This window comes from Saprospiraceae bacterium, from assembly GCA_016713025.1.
Taxonomy (GTDB): Bacteria; Bacteroidota; Bacteroidia; order Chitinophagales; family Saprospiraceae; genus OLB9.
In genome coordinates this window covers 4,068,645-4,086,620 of record JADJPZ010000004.1, presented here as the reverse complement: position 1 = coordinate 4,086,620, position 17,976 = coordinate 4,068,645, and the positions used below count along the sequence as shown (strand labels likewise).

Here is a 17,976-nt window from a genome sequence, read left to right as displayed (position 1 = left end):
CCCGCCAGAAATATTTATCAAAAAAATCAACTTTTAAAAAATGAATAAAGTATTGCTCTTATCTGCAATGAGCATTTTTGTTAATATTGCTTTTGCTCAACAGCCCAGTTCTCCTTTGGTAGCTTCATTTTCCACCTATCAAAAGATGAAAAAAGAGACCACATACAAACTCGAATGGGTACCATTGGGTCCGATGGTCAATTCTGCCCGTGCCGATGTTGTACAGGTAGATGCCACAAACCCTGGTACCATGTACGTGGGCTTTGGTTCCGGAGGCTTGTGGAAGACAGTAAACCATGGCATCAATTGGCATTGCATTTTTGAAGATCAGGCATCTTTGGGTATTGGTGATATGGAATTAGCGCCATCAAATCCTAATATCATCTACCTCGGGACGGGCGAAAACCTGAAAAAACCACGCAATTTCACCTTGCAGGGCACAGGCATGTATCGTTCAAATGATGCAGGAAAAACCTGGCAGCATATCGGATTGGAAGATTCTTGGTCCATCGCTGAAATTGCCATTCATCCTAAAAATCCTGATATTGTTCTGGTGGCGGTGCTGGGACATTTATGGTCAAAAAATAAAAACCGAGGCCTATACCAAAGCAAAAATGGGGGCAAAACCTGGCAACAAGTTTTGTACAAAGACGATGCAACAGGCGCCACCGATGTGGTGATAGCACCTTCCAATCCTAAAATAATGTATGCTTCTATGTGGGAAGTTTATCCGGGTATAACAGGCAAAAACTCTGGGGTTTACAGGAGCAATAATGGTGGTAAAACGTGGACAGCTTGTACCAATGGTTTACCTTCCGGAGCCTTAGTAGGACGCACTGGGCTGGCAGTGTCCTATACAAATCCCTTAAAAGCGTATGCTTTGGTAGACAACCTTCATAATCCAAAAGGCGAATCGGCAGAATTGTACAAAACAACAGATGGCGGATTGACGTGGGCTAAAACCCATAGTGCGCCCGTTTACAATTTTTCCGTTATTGGTTGGTATTTCACAGATGTGTATATCAATCCCCAGGACGATGATGAAGTCTATTGTTTGGGCGTGCGGTTGGCGCATAGTGTGGATGGCGGCAAAACATTTTCATTTATCGGCGGCAATGTGACCAGATCTACCCCAAGTTTGGCAAAAGGTTTTCACTTAGACCAATGCGAATTATGGATAAATCCCAATAATCCACGGCACCTTGCAGCCGGCAATGATGGCGGTTTTTATGTGAGTTATGATAAAGGTTTGTCGTGGTTTCATTACAACAATATACCCGTTGGTGAATTTTACGATATTACGATTGATCAAAAGAATTACGTCATTTATGGTGGTACACAGGACAATGCCACCGTATACGGACAGCCCAAAGAAATTAAACCCCATTTCCCAGACACCTGGAAATACCTCTGGATTGACCCATGGGATGGTGGAGATGGTTGTGTTTCGCAAGTGGACCCTGAAGATGAAAACACTGTTTACTACAGTGCGCAGCATGGCTATGCCATACGTTATGATCAAAAAATGGACACTACATTTTCGATAATGCCGCAGCTTCCAAAAAATAGTACAGATACGCTGGTTTTCAATTATATCACCCCTTATTTTATATCACCGCATCAAAGTAAAACGCTGTATCACGGTGGTAATTTTATATTTAAAAGCACCGATAGAGGTGATAACTGGCAAACCATAAGCCCAAATTTGGCCATATCAGGCATCAAAGAAAAAAAATCCTTCTCGACAGGCGCACTGGTAGAATCTGCTATTGAAAAAGGATTGCTCTATGCGGGTACAGACAGAGGCGCATTTTGGTTAACAAAAAACGATGGGGCCAGATGGGAAGAACACAGTACAGGACTTGCCAATAATTATATTCGAAGTATCTGCCCATCCCGCTTTGCAAAAGGAAGGGTATATGCTATGACAGGTATCAATTACGATGACTTCAGAGTTATCTTTATGTCTCAGAAGATTATGGCAAAAGCTGGGCGAACATTGCCAAAGGGTTGCCTGATGAACCGGTCAATGTTATTTTGGAAGACCCAACCGATGAAAATATCTTATACGCCGGAGGATTACGAGGTGTGTTTGTCTCAGCAGATCGAGGAAAAACATGGGCATATTTGGGTAATAATTTGCCCGCAGCTGCTGTGGCCGATCTCGAAATCCATGAAGGCAAAATGGATCTGGTTGTTGCTACGCATGGCAGAGGTATTTATAAAATCAACCTGCGCCCAATTCATGCTATGATCTCCAAAATTACCCGCAGGACAAGGACCATTTATTTGACATTGCAGAAATCAAGCGACCAGCATTTAGTTCACACAGCGGAGAAGTTTTACCACAAACTGTTGAAAAAACAAGTATATCATTTTGGTTAAGTGCAGACAAATCCATCACTTTGTCGCTTAAAGATAAAGACAATAAAGTCGTCTGGACTACAACGCTACAGGGTCAAAAAGGATTTAATGAATACCGTTGGGATATGATCATAAAAAAAGAAGAAAGCAATCAACCATATTTTGTGCATTATCAACAATATTTGGAAATAAGTAATTATATGTTGGTTTTATCTGATGGAACAGAAAACCTGGAGAATGTTTTTGTTGTAAAGGAAGGAGCTCCCCAAATTAAATAATTTGGAATAATTAGAAGAAAGCTGATAAATATTGTAATAAAATGTGCCAAAGTTTATACCTTTATCTCAGAAATATTTTTTTTGTTTAACATAATAAAAAAATCCGTCTCGTATGTATTCACGATTTTTATCCATTACTATTTTATTGATTTTTTCTATTGAAGGTGTTTTGTGTGGTGCTGAAGAAGTGACTGCAGGTGACCTTCCCGGAGAGACCAGCATTATGGCTGCTTATGGAGAAAATTTGTATTTTAAATATTTTGTGACTCCGGAACTGGTGGCTGTAAATGAGAAAAAAGTCACAGGATTTTATGATGAGAGAACATTAAACACCATTACATCTATTGAATTAAATAGAGATTGAAGCTTTTCAATACTTTTTAAATTGTGTATTTAAAATTTTAGTTTCACCCCTTAAAATTTCCTAAAAGATGACAAAATTCCTTTCTAGATTTTTCTTTTTGTTTTTTATACTGATAATTAGTCCGTGGTGGTATTTATACGATATTCCAGGTGCTACCTATCTTCTTGACTTTTTTCATCTTGGTGAAGTTTGGATTGTTGAATTTTTTAATAAATACTTTTTCCATATCAAGGATACTTTAAACCAAAATGGTGGTGGAAGTGGTGATACTTCTTTTGCCTGGGCTCAATTTTATACCATTATCCTTTTATCTATAATTGGCAGTATCATATGGACATTGGTGGACAGAAAAAGAGAAAAAAACTATAATTCACTGAACTTCTGGCTACGAAATATCATTCGGTACCATCTTGCCATCGTTTCACTAAGTTATGGTATTCATAAACTCTTTGCGTTACAAATGCCATTTCCCAATCTTAGCCAATTGGCCACACCTTTAGGAGATTTTTTACCGATGCGGCTTTCCTGGATGTTTTTAGGTTATTCTACACCTTATCAGATATTTTCAGGAGTGATGGAAACTATTGTCGGTCTGTTGCTTCTCAACCGTAAAACTGTCACAACCGGAGCCTTGCTAGGTATTGGAGTTTTTGCAAATGTATTTATGCTAAATCTTTGTTACGATATTCCGGTAAAACAATACTCAATGTTACTGTTGATCTGCTGCTTGTTTCTTGCCTTTTACGACGGGAAACGACTACTTAATTTCTTTTGTCTTAACCAAAATGTTCAACCTTCTGCCTTATATGAAATTGTTTTGGAAAAGAGATGGCAAAAGATTTCAAGAATTGTTTTGAAAGTAATATTTGTTTTACTTTTTGTATTGATGCCATTGGTTCAATCATGGAAAATGTTTAAGGAAGAAAACCTTAAAGGTGAATTGAAACCAATAAAAGCAGGAGTGTACAATATCGACACCTTTGTAAAAAATCAAGATACTATTACTATATCTGATGACAAAATGATGTGGAAAGATTTTATTTTTGATAAAGGGGGAACTGGAAGTATAAATACATCGGATACTTTATTCAGACAACGATATAACAGAGGTTATTTTGTTTACGAACCTGATACCATCTCTCAAACCATTAAATTTAAAAAACAAATTTCCGACACGACTAATCTTTTTGTCTTAAATTATAAAATTACCGATGATAGCACCTTAACACTTTGGGGGAAATTGAAATCAGATTCATTGTATTTTAAACTAAACAAAAATAAGAGACATTTTCAACTATCAGAAAGACAGTTCCATTGGATTTCTGAAGCCAACAGATGATGGTTAATGAATGTTTATAATTGCTAAAATTAAATCTAATACTAAATCAACATGAAATGAGCATGAACCGATATTGTGTCAATTACAATGCTCAACCCTGAAAGGGTTGAATATTAGCATTTTAAGAATTAAACCCCTTCAGGGTTTAGAAATCTCTACTATTGTTTTTCGCCTGTTTTACCGATGGTTATTCAAATTTTATCCCTTCGGGATAATCAAATTGCTTTTTAGAGTGGACTCGGCAATGCAAAAAAGTAACTGCCGCCCGCACAGAGCAAAAGACTGAGTGAAGTGCAAATGTTTTAGTCAAAATGAGTAATAATCCATGCATCGAAACCAATAAATTCTAATACATATAATTAATAGCCAATTGTTTAGTTTAAACCAAGCTGGCGCTATCTATAGATTAAAATCATTTTACTGTCGCGTTTTACATACGTTTTGGATCAATCAGTTTTCCACTTTTAACGCATTTTTGATGAATTTTGACTAAAAAAGAAAGGCCAGAAAGCTCCCTGAAAAAGTAAAATCGGTTGCCCCACAAATCAACATAAAGCCAAAAAAAAATAATAGTTCAGCTATAGCTGCAGAATATAAGTTAGTTTTTTTCAGAATCACATAATCGTCCTTACTTCAAAAATTTGGAGAGAGTGGTTCTATTTAGGAAAACACGGCATCATAGATAGAAGTAGCCGGTGATGAAGCCGGTATAATGCCGAGATTAGACAAAACAGCACCAAAAATGATGACCAGCGGCCCTGTACCGGAATGTCTGAAATATGCCATATAGCTAAGCCATTATGCCGCCACTTCTACAAAAAAAAACAGCAATGATGGCATCAGGATCTTAGAACATGGCAAACAAAATTTATATGTTACTTCAAAATATTGATTTCGTTTGCAAGGTACTATTTTTTGATTTTAAATTACATCATTTAATAGGGTGTATTTCATTTTTTCGCTTCACATTAAAAATCACCATTTTATTATTTAGCGATTCAGGCAAGATGCCTGTCTATACTGCATCGTAGCAAGAAGCTACGACGAACAAACGAAACTTGATAAGAAATCGAGCAAAGGGCGAAAAATGAAATGCACCCATTTAATATGGATTATCTTCTGTTTTGAAGTATTTGAATCACTTCCTGATTTGCCTTTTTTACCCGCTCTATGTCGAGTTTATCGACTTTTCTGTCGTATGTCATAAGTCCGTTTACTTCGCCTTCCACATCAGTGGTCTGAGTGTAAATTGCAGCCGAAAACCCTGAAAGTACCATGCCCTTCAACTTTTCGGCATATTTGACGTATTCGTCTGTGACTTCATTGGAGTTTTTAAACTTGACATATCCCCAGTTTTTGTCTTTTTGCCACAAATGACCTTCCAAAGGTAAGCCAATACCCCCATATTCACCCAAAACATTTACACGGTCTGCATCATACAAATACATTTCCGGTTGAGGATAATGATGGATATCCAAAACATGACCTGTCTTGATATGATTGCCTCCGCTTGCAGCATTGACAAGCCTAGAAGGGTCATACATTTGTGTCCATTCTGTAATTTCTCTGGTTTTAAACTGTCCCCATGCCTCATTAAATGGCACCCACATCACTATACTTGGGTAAGAATATAAAAAGTCAATAATCTCTTTCCACTCTTTTCTGAATATTTTCTCTGATTCAGGACTTCGCTGAAATTCATTGCCGGAAAACATATTTTTCATATCCCAACCATTGCCTCCATCACCACTCGGCATGTCCTGCCACACCAGCATACCCAAGCGGTCGCAATGCATATACCAGCGTTGAGGCTCAACTTTAACGTGTTTTCGGATCATATTATACCCATGATCTTTGGTCTTTTGAATGTCATACATCAGTGCTTCGTCAGTAGGTGCCGTATAAAGTCCATCCGGCCACCATCCCTGATCCAATGTCCCGTATTGAAAATAATCCTTATTGTTCAACTGCATTCGCACGATTCCGCTTGCATCCCGATTTATTGATATCTTGCGCATGGCAAAATAACTCTTCACTTCGTCAACCACCAAATCGCCCCGACGTATCTGGATCGTCATGTTATACAAAAAAGGTGACTCAGGAGACCACAATTTGGGTTTATCAATAAAGACATCTGCTGGTATATTAAAGGTTGATTTCTCAGATGCAACTTCCTGGATTCCATCAAAGACTTTAATCTGAATAATATCTCCTGTCTTATAGTTTTCAGCAAAAGTTTGGATACTAACACTATTTTTATCTATGTCAGGTGTGATCTTAAGTTGGGCGATACTCGTATGATCTACAGGCTCTAACCAAACAGTCTGCCAGATACCTGTCACCGGAGTATACCATATTCCATTAGGATGATTGACTTGTTTTCCTCTTGGTTGTGCACCATCACTGGTTGGGTCCCATACTTTTACAGTGATGACCTGATCTTTTGTATGAAGGTACGGAGAAATTTCGAAAGAAAAAGGACTATATCCTCCCGTGTGAGATCCTATTTTTATGTCATTGATCCAGACGTCAGTTTTCCAGTCTACTCCTCCAAAATGTAAAATAACCTTTTTCCCTTTCCAGCCTGATGGAATGTTAAATGTTTTGTTGTACCAAAGGGCTTTATCTTTACCTACTGATTTCATGACTCCTGATAAGCTTGATTCCACAGGAAACGGGACAAGGATATTACCGTCAAATTTCCGTGGTTTTGGGCTATTGGCTGAATTAATACTATATTGCCAAAGCCCATTTAAATTCTGCCATTCTTTTCGTTCCATGATGGGCCGGGGATATTCGGGCAACACTTTTTGGATATCTATTTTATCTGCCCATTTGGTTTTAATCATTTCACCTGCAGGTGTCCATTGAGCAGAAAGGCAATCCAACATAAATGTCAAACTTAGGCATATAGCAAGCTTCATTGTGTTCATGCTAATTTAATAATTGATTATTATTTAAAAACTCCCTATTTACATTCAGCTTCCTCTGATCAGTTCCACATAAAAGCGCACAACGTTTTTGAAATCTTCCTTGCTGATGCGTTCATTTGTTCCGTGAAATCTTTTAAGGTCTTCATCTGTAAATCTTACCGGCATAAAACGGTAGATGCTATTGGATAGTTTTTTGAAAAATCTTGAGTCCGTTCCTCCTATTACCAGGTATGGGGCAACATACACATCCGGAAAACATCGTTTGACCGTCGTGTGAATCCATCTGAAGCCATATGAAGAAGTGTCTGAAACAAAAGATGGTTCTGTGCCTGCACCACCAACAATATCCACTTTAATACTGTCATTTTTAATCGATTTTTTAACATGCCGGATCACTCCAGCTACTGAATCTCCTGGCAGGATGCGGAAATTGATTTTTACGGAAGCGTCTATGGGTAAGACGTTTTCTTTAAGGCCTGCATCAAGTATTGTCGGGGCCGTAGTAGTATGCAGCATAGCACTTCCTGAATTGGTTTTAGCCAGCGAATTGATGATTATTCTTTTCATAAGCCATCGGTTGGCCATCGCCATTTTGTTCATAAAAGGCATCTCAGGTCCCAGGTAATCAAGCATATAATCTGCTGCTCCTTCCAGCCGGTACGGAAATGGATTTTTTTGTAACCGATCTATTGCCTGAGCCAGATCACCTATGGCAGTAGTAGGCGGTGGCATAGAAGAGTGACCTCCCTCCGCAATCGCAGTCAACTGAAGGGTCACATATCCTTTTTCTGCAACCCCGATCATAGCGATTGGCTTTTTTAAACCTTCGATACCATCCTGTTTGATCATACCACCCTCATCCAGTACATATTCCAGCTGAATATTTCTTTGTTCGAGTATGGATGCAATCTCCTCAGCACCATTTTTACCCAACACTTCTTCGTCGTGTCCGAAAGCAAGATAATAGGTTCTTTCCGGTTGATATCCAATTTTGAGTAAATATTCAACAGCTTCATAGACGCCCATAACGGTGGTTTTGTCATCCAGGGATCCCCGGCCATAAACATGTGACTCCGTGATATCTCCTGCAAATGGTAAGTGTTCCCATAGTCTTTCCGTACCCTGTATGACGGGTACTACATCATAATGCCCCATCAGCAATACAGGTTTTAATGACGGATTTTTCCCTTTCCATTCGTAGAGCAGCGCATAAGAATTAACCTTTTCCAGCTTCAGTTGGCTGTGAATGAGAGGATAAGTTTGTGAAGCATAATCTATAAACTTTTGAAACTGGGCACTGTCAATCATAGAAAGATCCGAATAGGATACTGTTCGAAATTTTATGGCCTCAGACAAATGAATTACTGCTGAATCTGAAATAGCTACAGGCGGTGCGGGTTCTATTCCGACCAGTTGTTTTGATGTGATTTTGAAAGTATTAATCACTAAAAAACATACCAGTACAAGGATAATCAGAGATAAAACTTTGAATAAATTGATCATGAAAATTGATTAATATTTTTACAATTAATTTTGAAATATAACCAAATTACAATCTATATAATTAGAATTTCACCTTTTTCTTACAAATTATATTTCAATGGTGTAAAAATATAATTATTTCAAAGGCATGGTATATAATTGGGGCTGTTTTTTCTTTCAATCAGTCACCGATCTTTTAAGTTCATGCTTACTAAAATATAATTTTTGCAAAATGCCATTATTATTTATAATGCTATCCCGGTAATCGCCACTACTTTTTTACCATACTCTGATAAATGAGATTCAACACTTCTTCTACTTTATCGTTGACCCATCTGATGACGATAACCATGTCGTTTTCCTTGTCTACAATGATATAATTACCACCATATCCCAAAGCATAAAATGCCCCGGAAGGGACGTTTTTCCATTTTTTGTCAGAATTAAGCCACCAAAGGTATCCATAGTCTTTTTGAGTCAGAGATGGTCGTATAGCTTCCTGAATCCACCTTTCTGATATGAGTTGTTTTTCTTTCCACTTTCCGTTTCTTAAAAATAAAAGACCAAATCGCGCCATATCCATAGTATTGCTAAAAAGTCCACCACCATGGTGTCCGCCTCCACTGACCGACTGCATCATGAGTCCGTCCATATTTACATAAGAGTTTTCATATCCATGCCATCTCCAGGTAGTGGATGCACCTATAGGGTCCATGATGTTTTCTTTGAGTACTATGGGAAGTGGTTTTCTCCATACCTGCAGCAGGCTATATGCCAGTAAATTGACCCTGACATCATTGTACTCATATACTGTACCCGGTTCAACCAAAATGCGGCTTTTCCACTCATCGACACCTCCATCTTTAGGTGGTCTGTCTGCCCAGTCATGCAATCCAAACAGGGTGCCTGACCAATCAGAATTCTGATGCAGCAAATGCTCCCAGTTTACCTTGCTGTTGTGTTCAGCTTCGAAGCTTTCGTCAATGACATACTTTTTTACAGGATCTTTTATGCTCGCGATTAGTCCCCTATCCACTGCCAAACCGGCGACCGTAGAAAGATAACTTTTGGTAGCACTGAAGGTCATATCTACACGATCGACATCTCCCCATTGTGCTATTACATATCCCTTTTTAATGATGACCCCGGCAGGACCTCCTCTGTGTTTGGTCGGTCCAATGATTCTGTAACCCGGTTCCCTAACATAAGACTTCAACAATGCGATACGTAAATCTTTTTCGACATTATTTTCATTTTTTGTCGCCATGATGATGGCACTATCCAGTAGGTTTTGATTAAATCCCAGGTCTTCGGGCTTTTTGGATTGCCAAAATACATCCGGAAAATAGCTCCCCTGCGCTAAAGCAGCTGATACAGTAAAAATTATATAGACTATTAGGGTTAATAAAGTCTTCATATGATGTCTTGTGATATTATAAATGAAAAGAAAATATGATGCGATAAATTTAAATCACAATATAATGGTTATAAAATTTATTTCCCAATTTGGCATATTTTAAGTCATTGAATAGTATGTTTTCATTAAACAGTTTGTGTCTTATATTTCTGAAAAATTTGATCAAAAGATTGTTTTTAGTAAATAGTCACGTTAGAGACAATATTTTAAATCGAACCATATTTTCATTTAAAAATCACTCCATCTTTCATGACAAATCGTACATTCCTGATATTTTTAATATCCTGCGTCGGGTCTCCTGACACGGCAATCAAATCAGCTAACAGATCTTTTCTGATTCTGCCTGCTTTATCGCCATAACCAAACACATCAGCATTGACAGATGTAGCAGACTTTAATACATCAACAGGCTGCATGCCGTATTCTACCATGAGTTCCATTTCTTTGGCATTATCACCGTGAGAAAATACTCCCACATCTCCACCCATACATATGGTCACTCCTGAGTTTAGAGCAAGGGCAAAACTCCTTTTTTTATCCTTTATCCGTTGTGGTTCGGGATCTGTGCCTTTTTTCCATCCTGAGTAGGAAAGGATACTTTCTGCTGCGGCCAATGTCGGGCATAAGGCTATCCCTTTTTCTTTCATCAGTCGGAATACTTCATCTGTACTTAAGTCTCCATGTTCGATAGTGACCACTCCGGCCATGACTGATCTGCGCATACCCTCAGGGGTCACTGCGTGGGTGACCACTTTCCTGCCCGAACTGGATGTAACTTCTACTGCAAGTTTTAATTCTTCCTGGGTAAAAGTGGGTTGGGCCAGTAGGTTTTGGCCCCATCTGTAGTCTGCATATAGTTTGATAAAGTCTGCTCCTTTGCCTATTTGGGTTCTGATTTCTCTGATCAGATCATCATGGCCATCAGCTACGGCAGCACCGATTTCGTTCTGATTGTCTGGTGATAATTTAGGCCCATAACTGCCTGAAGTGACCAATGCCCTGGTGGAAATGATCATCCTCGGGCCGGGGATGATGCCCTTCTCTATTGATTCTTTCAGTCCCACATCATCGTACATCGATCCTTCTGTACCCAAATCCCTCACTGTGGTAAAACCTGCCATCAGAGTGGCCCTGGCATGGTTGACGGCGCGCACGGTTCTTTCTGCCCTGCTTTCATTCAGCACCTGATTGTCCCAAGACACTTCATTGTAGGGATGTAGAAAGAGATGTGTATGGCCTTCGATTAGTCCCGGAAGGAGTGTCATGCCTTTCAAATCGATGACCACGGTACCTGCAGGAAGGTTGAAATTCATCGGTCCGGCCTGCTCTATCCGGTTCCCTTTTACCAGCACGACCCAATCTGCATGCATCGTCTCTCCGTCAAATACCCGATCCGGTTTCAGGAGGATAAATTTATCAGAAGATTGTGTGTAAATACATGTTACAAACCATATATAAATGGCAAAAGTTAAAATGCTTTTCAACTTTATAAAGCTTTCTTTCAATTGTATCATTTCCAAATAATTTGGTTATTTAAACGTATTTTCTGAAATTTTAGAAAAATTTAATCATAAAATTGTTTTTTAAAATAGTCCCGATAGGGATAAAAAGAAATAGGTAGAAATTTCATAAAACATCTAATAGGATTAAGGACTCAATATGAAGCTCAATTTATAAAAATTTAAGCATAGCGTGTATAGCAAGCTGCACAAATTCATATTTTCTTCCTCTCTACCCCTGCCTATATAAGCAGGTAGGCTCATTCCCTGAATGGACGACCCACCCAAATTCAACCACGTTTTTACCAGTTATTAAATTGAACATTGAAAAAGTGCAATTTGTTATATATACTTAAACATGCTGTTACTAAGAAATTTCTTACTTTTACCAGATGATACCCATTAAAGAAAAATATCAGCAATCATGGCAAACTGCATATAGTCAACTAAATGAAAAACAAAAGCTGGCTGTAGCTACTTTGGAAGGTCCCGTAATGACCATCGCAGGGCCGGGTACCGGAAAGACACAACTGCTGGCCGTGCGCATAGGAAATATACTTATGAAAACGGATGTTTTCCCACACAATATACTTTGTCTGACCTATACCGATCAGGGAGCCAATGCGATGCGGCAGCGGCTGGAATCCTTCATAGGACCGGATGCTTACAATGTCAATATCCATACCTTTCATGCATTTTGCAACAGCGTGATCAGAGATAATATGCAGTACTTCGGAGATTTCAGGGACCTTCAGCAGGTGTCTGATCTGGAAGAAGCCAGCATTCTAAGGAGTCTGATAGATGGTTTTTCAGACGATCATCTACTGAAACGGCTCAAAAGAGATGAGTACTTTGAGGTACCGCGATTGAAAAACCTGTTTGCACTGATGAAACAAGAAAAGTGGAGTCCTGAGTCCATTCAGGATGCTTTTGAAGAATATAAAAGCATTCTGCTCGATCCGGAAAGAAGTCCGCACATCTATAGAAAAAAACTACGGATAAAAATACCGGCCAGGTGTACAATGCTGGCGACTTAAAGATCAAAACCATCAATACTGAATTGGAAAAATACAGTAGCACTGTTGCCGCTGCTGCTGAATTGCCCAATTACAATCAGCTTATGCGCAAAAATGAAAGATTTGATTATCAGGATATGATATTGTGGGTCATCGAAAAATTCAAACAACATGACGAACTTGTTGCCAAATATCAGGAAAAATATCAGTATATCCTGGTTGATGAATATCAGGATACCAATGGCGCACAAAACAATTTATTATTTACCCTTGCAGACTACTGGGAAAAGCCAAATCTTTTTATTGTAGGTGATGACGATCAAAGTATTTTCAGGTTTCAGGGTGCCAACATGAACAGCATCCTTGATTTTAAAGAAAAATATCAGCCTGTTGAGATTGTACTTACCAATAACTATCGTTCCAGCCAAAAGATATTGGATAGGGCGCGAATGCTGATAGAAAATAATGAAGAGCGATTGGTAAAAAAATATTCATATCTTACCAAAGAACTTACAGAAGATAGAAAAGCAAAAAATCCTGACGCTCCTGAACCACAGATATTATGTTATCTCAATCAGGCTCAGGAGGAGGTCGGCGTGATCAATAAAATCCACCAGCTCCATGAGTCAGGAGTCGAGTATAAGGACATTTCAATCATTTACACCAAACATAGTACTGCAGAAAATCTAACAAGGTATTTTTCACAACAGAAAACACCTATCAATGTAAAAAAAAGAGTCAATGCCCTCTTTGAAAATGAAGTTTTCAAGATTACAAAGATTCTTGAGTACTTGCAGGATGAGTTTATAAGGCCTCATAGCCGCGAAGATCTTATTTTTGAATTGCTGCATTATGATTTTTTTGGATTGTCACCTTTAGATATAGCGGCTTTGAGTATATATTGCCGCAAAAAGTCAGATGATGACGATAGCAAATATCTTCATTGGCGTCAGGTCATCCGTGACGAACATCACTTACTGTCAGCGGGTGTAAAAGATATACAGTCATTGATACAAATTTCATCCATCCTCGAAAAATGGATTTCTGATATCCCCAATGTCACCATTCAGACATTGCTGGAAAAGGTAATCACAGAGAGCAATATGTTACACGCATTGCTGTCAGATCCGGATAAGGAGTGGAAACTTCAATTAGTCAATACGTTTTTTGATTATGTAAAAAATGAAGCTGCAAAAGTGCGGCAACTTACGCTCAAACAACTGTTGGTCATGATAGACCTGATGAGAGAAACCAATATTCAACTTCCTGTAAACCGGATCATCTCTAATGAAAATGGTATCAATTTTCTGACAGCTTATGGTGCCAAAGGCCTGGAATTCGAACACGTGTTTATCATCCATTGTACTGACAATATGTGGGAAACTAACAGGGGCAATAACAATAATTTTGCTATCATCCCTTCATTAACTGCCACGACAAAAGAAAACAGTATAGAAGATGAACGCAGGCTATTTTATGTTGCGATGACGAGAGCCAAAGAACATCTCTACATATCTTACCCTCAACAAAAAGATGATGAGTCGTCACTTAAAGTCAGTAAATTTATTGCCGAGATCAAATATGATGACAGAGATGTGGTTTTTCCTGCTATTGATACCTATGATGTTTTGAATTACAAAGCTGAACTGATGAGATATCAACAAGGTGTACCGAAACTTATCAATCATGAACATATCGACCTGGTGCTTCAGAATTTCAAAATGAGCGTCACCAGTCTAAACAAATACCTGAAGTGTAAGCTGGCTTTTTATTTTGAAAACACACTTCGGGTTCCGTTGGGGCGTAGTGTCAGCATGGGTTTCGGTAATGCCATCCACTATGCGCTGGAGCAGTTTTTCAGAGATATCGAAACATCCAAACCAAGATCTATAGCGTCTGTCACCAAGATGATTACATTTTTTGAGAAGGGAATGGACAAATACAGATCTCATTTTACAGCACAGGAGTTTGACAATCATATCAAACATGGAACTCAGGTACTCAGAGATTATTATCATCAATATGCCACCACATGGCTCCGACCAGCAAAGTATGAGTTGGAGTACAGCATACCTTCTACCGAATACCTCGGAGTACCTATATCCGGCAAACTAGACCGGATCGATGTATATGCCGACCATATTTCTGTGACAGATTACAAAACCGGAAAATACGAATCAAACAAATCCAAGCTGAATCCTCCAAAAGATGAAGAAGATCCGGGTGGTGATTACTGGCGCCAGATATCTTTTTATCAAATCCTGCTCGAAGGAGATAAAAGGCACTCCTGGAAAATGACAAAAGGCATTATGGACTTTGTGGAAAAAGATAAGAAATCAGGCGAATTATCCAGCAAAGAGTTTTATGTAAATAGCCGCGACGTTGAGATTGTGGGTAAACAAATAGTGGAGACGTATGACGGAATTAAAAAACATATATTTAAGCCCGGATGTGGGGAAGAAAATTGCCAATGGTGTAATTTTGTTTTGAGAAATATGCCGGTAAAATCAATAGAAAATGAAGATGAAGACAATGAAATAGAAGTTGAAATTTCTGAAAGTGAATTAATACGTGACTAAAATGGAAGACAGAAGATCTTTTATAAAAAAAACAGGAATGCTGGCCGGGGCTTTTTCTACCGGAAGCTTGTTTCAGGAATGGCATTCGCATGATATAGGCATACTTAATCAAAAATACGAACACCTTTCCGCTGCTCAACTGGCAAGAGAAGAAGACTACTGGAGTGTCATCCAGCAAGCATACACCGTCAATCCTTCCATAATCAATCTCAATAACGGTGGTGTGAGTCCAAGCCCTAAAGTGGTACAGGAAGCAGTCGAAAGATACAATAAACTGTCTAATGAAGGTCCGTCATACTACATGTGGCGTATCCTTGATCAGGGAAGAGAGCCTCTACGCGAAAAACTGGCAGATCTTGCAGGTTGTAGTCCAGAAGAAGTGGCCATCAACAGAAACTCTACAGAAGCGCTCAATACTGTTATCTATGGTATGAATCTGTCTCCCGGTGATGAAGTGATAGGCACACTGCAGGATTATCCCAATATGATACAGGCATGGAGACAAAGACAAGCCAGAGATAAAATCAAATATATCCAGATCAATTTTCAATTTCCGATAGAGAATGATGAAGAGATCGTGGCCAAGTTTGAAAAAGCCATTACTTCCAAAACAAAAGTGCTGCATATCACCCACGTCGTCAACTGGGTTGGACAGATATTGCCGGTAAAAAAGCTTTGCATTATGGCAAAGAAATATGGCATAAAAACCATAGTGGATGGTGCGCACAGCTTTGGTCTGCTTGATTTCAAAATCCCCGAACTGGGTTGTGACTATTTTGGAACTTCCCTTCATAAGTTTTTGTCAGCACCTATCGGTAGTGGCATGCTCTGGATCAAAAAAGAAAATATTCATGATATATGGCCATTGGTCTGCAATGACCAACCACAGAGTGATGACATCAGGAAATTTGAAACCCTGGGTACCCGAAGTTTCCCTATAGAGCAAGGTATCGGTGAAGCCATCAATTTTCACCAGGCCATAGGCAGTAAAAGAAAAGAAGAAAGAATCAGATATCTAAAAAACTATTGGGCTGAGAAGGTAGCAGTCATCCCCAATGTAAAAATTCACACTTCGCTCAAGGACGCTTATTCTTGTGCTATCTGTGGAGTGAGTGTCGATGGTATGACTCCCGGCGAACTGGACAGTGCCTTGTTTTCTAAATATAAAATACATACAGTAGGTATCGTTTGGGAAAATATCAGCTGTGTGCGCATCACGCCACATGTATATACAAGAACACAGGATCTGGACAAACTTGTGCGGGCTATCAGTGAAGTCGCTGCAGATAAAAAGAAAAAATAAGAAATCATGCTTGTAATCGGAGATGTGTTGGTCAGTGATGATCTGATAGAAGAAAAATTTGTTTGCGACCTCAATGTCTGCAAAGGTGCTTGCTGTACAGAAGGTGATTATGGTGCACCTGTCGATCAGCATGAAATAGAAACGATAAAAAAGTATTTGGATGTCGTTGCTGAAAATCTTCCTGAACGCTCCAAAGAGTATCTTAAGACACAAGAAGGATTCACTTATTATCATGACCCGGGTGTGTGGGGCACATCTTGTCACGAGGATGGTGCCTGCGTTTTTCTGACTAAAAATGAACTCGGAATCTCCGTTTGTGGTATAGAAAAGACCTGGTACGAAGGCAAAATCACATTTCAAAAACCTATATCCTGTCATCTGTATCCGGTCAGGATTGCCATGAATGAAATATCAGGATTTGAAGCATGGAATTATGATCAGTGGGACATCTGCAGTGCAGCATGTACAAAAGGTAAAAAAGAAAAAGTACCACTATACAGGTTTGTCATGGATGCCATCATCAGAAAAAAAGGTCAGGATTTTTTTGATGAGCTGGAAGCCGCGGCCGAACATCTTAAAAAATGATGTCTGGTGAAAAAATACCAGAATAATTGAACGTTGTGTTTATTAGATCTTGCTTTTGAAACATATTTGATTTAATTTTGTATTGCAAATACGATATAAAAGCTTATATGCCTGTTCATTCAAGAAATATATACCTGAGCTACTTTCGGTTGGGTGATGATGCCTGGCGCGAAAAAGTCAGGTATTATGAAGATAACAAAAAAGCTATTGACGGGCTATACTTTGATGAAAAAATTGAGCTTGATATAGACTATTTGATATGTCTCTTTGAGGTGGGAAGGTATGAACGTTTTTTGAGATTTGTTGATCCGATTATTGAATCAGTCATAACCGAAAATATTTACACCTTCAAAGGAGATAACATATTTAATGATTTGCTGTTCAAAAAAGCGGCATGCCACTACCAGCAATATGATTATAAAAAAGCCAAAGAAATTCTGCTTCAACTCATTACAATGGACCCTGACAATAATATTTATATAGGTCTTTACAGTATATGTAATCGTAAGCTGAATAATGATCTTTACCTGACTATAAAAGCTACCGCCATGGCAGCATTGCTGATAGTTTGTGGCATTACTTTGGCCAGAATCCTTCTGGAACCTATCTTTGAGATATATTTTCAACCTTTTCTGTATCTTCGGGCAGGACTTATTTTATATGCCATCGGAGTACTTTTTGGACTTGAAATAGCATTCCAAATCAAGCTGAAAAGAGAGACCGGAAAGTTCTCCTTCGATCTGTTGAATGGGATATTCGGACGAAAGATTAGATAAGAATAGAACGAACTATAGATATCAATTATTTGTACTTCTTA

13 protein-coding genes are annotated in these 17,976 nt (G+C 38.8%); 9 read left to right on the top strand and 4 right to left on the bottom strand.

Going from position 1 to position 17,976, the window contains the following annotated elements:
* Positions 1 to 40: 40 nt before the first annotated feature.
* The 4 genes from IPK35_23790 (at position 41) to IPK35_23775 (ending at position 4,345) form a co-directional block, all read left to right on the top strand.
* The gene (locus IPK35_23790; protein ID MBK8056207.1) at positions 41 to 2,254 is read left to right on the top strand and encodes a hypothetical protein; all 2,214 of its coding nucleotides are present in this window, start codon (positions 41 to 43) and stop codon (positions 2,252 to 2,254) included.
* 151 nt (positions 2,255 to 2,405) lie between these two features.
* Positions 2,406 to 2,642: a hypothetical protein gene (locus IPK35_23785; protein MBK8056206.1), complete on the top strand. Its 237-nt coding sequence runs from the start codon at positions 2,406 to 2,408 to the stop codon at positions 2,640 to 2,642.
* Positions 2,643 to 2,754: 112 nt separating this feature from the next.
* Positions 2,755 to 3,006: a hypothetical protein gene (locus tag IPK35_23780; protein ID MBK8056205.1), complete on the top strand. Its 252-nt coding sequence runs from the start codon at positions 2,755 to 2,757 to the stop codon at positions 3,004 to 3,006.
* A gap of 67 nt (positions 3,007 to 3,073) precedes the next feature.
* Complete coding sequence (locus IPK35_23775; GenBank protein MBK8056204.1) at positions 3,074 to 4,345, top strand: hypothetical protein; 1,272 nt, start codon at positions 3,074 to 3,076, stop codon at positions 4,343 to 4,345.
* A gap of 1,112 nt (positions 4,346 to 5,457) precedes the next feature.
* On the opposite strand, the gene IPK35_23770 is transcribed toward IPK35_23775, so the two are convergent.
* The 4 genes from IPK35_23770 to IPK35_23755 form a co-directional block, all read right to left on the bottom strand.
* Positions 5,458 to 7,278: a beta-galactosidase gene (locus IPK35_23770; GenBank protein MBK8056203.1), complete on the bottom strand. Its 1,821-nt coding sequence runs from the start codon at positions 7,276 to 7,278 to the stop codon at positions 5,458 to 5,460.
* A gap of 45 nt (positions 7,279 to 7,323) precedes the next feature.
* Positions 7,324 to 8,781, bottom strand: a complete 1,458-nt coding sequence (locus IPK35_23765) for a M20/M25/M40 family metallo-hydrolase (GenBank protein MBK8056202.1) — start codon at positions 8,779 to 8,781, stop codon at positions 7,324 to 7,326.
* Positions 8,782 to 9,031: 250 nt separating this feature from the next.
* Entirely contained in the window at positions 9,032 to 10,177 is a 1,146-nt protein-coding gene (locus tag IPK35_23760; protein ID MBK8056201.1) for a serine hydrolase, read from the bottom strand.
* A gap of 224 nt (positions 10,178 to 10,401) precedes the next feature.
* Complete coding sequence (locus IPK35_23755; protein ID MBK8056200.1) at positions 10,402 to 11,691, bottom strand: amidohydrolase family protein; 1,290 nt, start codon at positions 11,689 to 11,691, stop codon at positions 10,402 to 10,404.
* 377 nt (positions 11,692 to 12,068) lie between these two features.
* On the opposite strand from IPK35_23755, the gene IPK35_23750 reads away from it, so the two are divergent.
* The 5 genes from IPK35_23750 to IPK35_23730 all read left to right on the top strand — a co-directional run bounded on the left by IPK35_23750 (position 12,069) and on the right by IPK35_23730 (position 17,935).
* A complete protein-coding gene (locus tag IPK35_23750) occupies positions 12,069 to 12,713 on the top strand; it encodes a UvrD-helicase domain-containing protein (GenBank protein MBK8056199.1) in 645 nt (214 codons plus the stop codon).
* Positions 12,692 to 15,271 carry an ATP-dependent helicase gene (locus IPK35_23745; protein ID MBK8056198.1) on the top strand — a complete coding sequence of 860 codons (2,580 nt, stop codon included), beginning with the start codon at positions 12,692 to 12,694 and terminating at the stop codon, positions 15,269 to 15,271. The genes IPK35_23750 and IPK35_23745 overlap by 22 nt, the downstream gene beginning before the upstream one ends.
* 1 nt (position 15,272) lies before the next feature.
* Positions 15,273 to 16,574, top strand: coding sequence for an aminotransferase class V-fold PLP-dependent enzyme (locus IPK35_23740; GenBank protein MBK8056197.1), 1,302 nt, complete (start codon positions 15,273 to 15,275; stop codon positions 16,572 to 16,574).
* Positions 16,575 to 16,580: 6 nt separating this feature from the next.
* Positions 16,581 to 17,159, top strand: coding sequence for a DUF3109 family protein (locus IPK35_23735; GenBank protein ID MBK8056196.1), 579 nt, complete (start codon positions 16,581 to 16,583; stop codon positions 17,157 to 17,159).
* A gap of 107 nt (positions 17,160 to 17,266) precedes the next feature.
* Positions 17,267 to 17,935 carry a hypothetical protein gene (locus tag IPK35_23730; protein MBK8056195.1) on the top strand — a complete coding sequence of 223 codons (669 nt, stop codon included), beginning with the start codon at positions 17,267 to 17,269 and terminating at the stop codon, positions 17,933 to 17,935.
* The last annotated feature ends 41 nt before the right edge of the window (positions 17,936 to 17,976 follow it).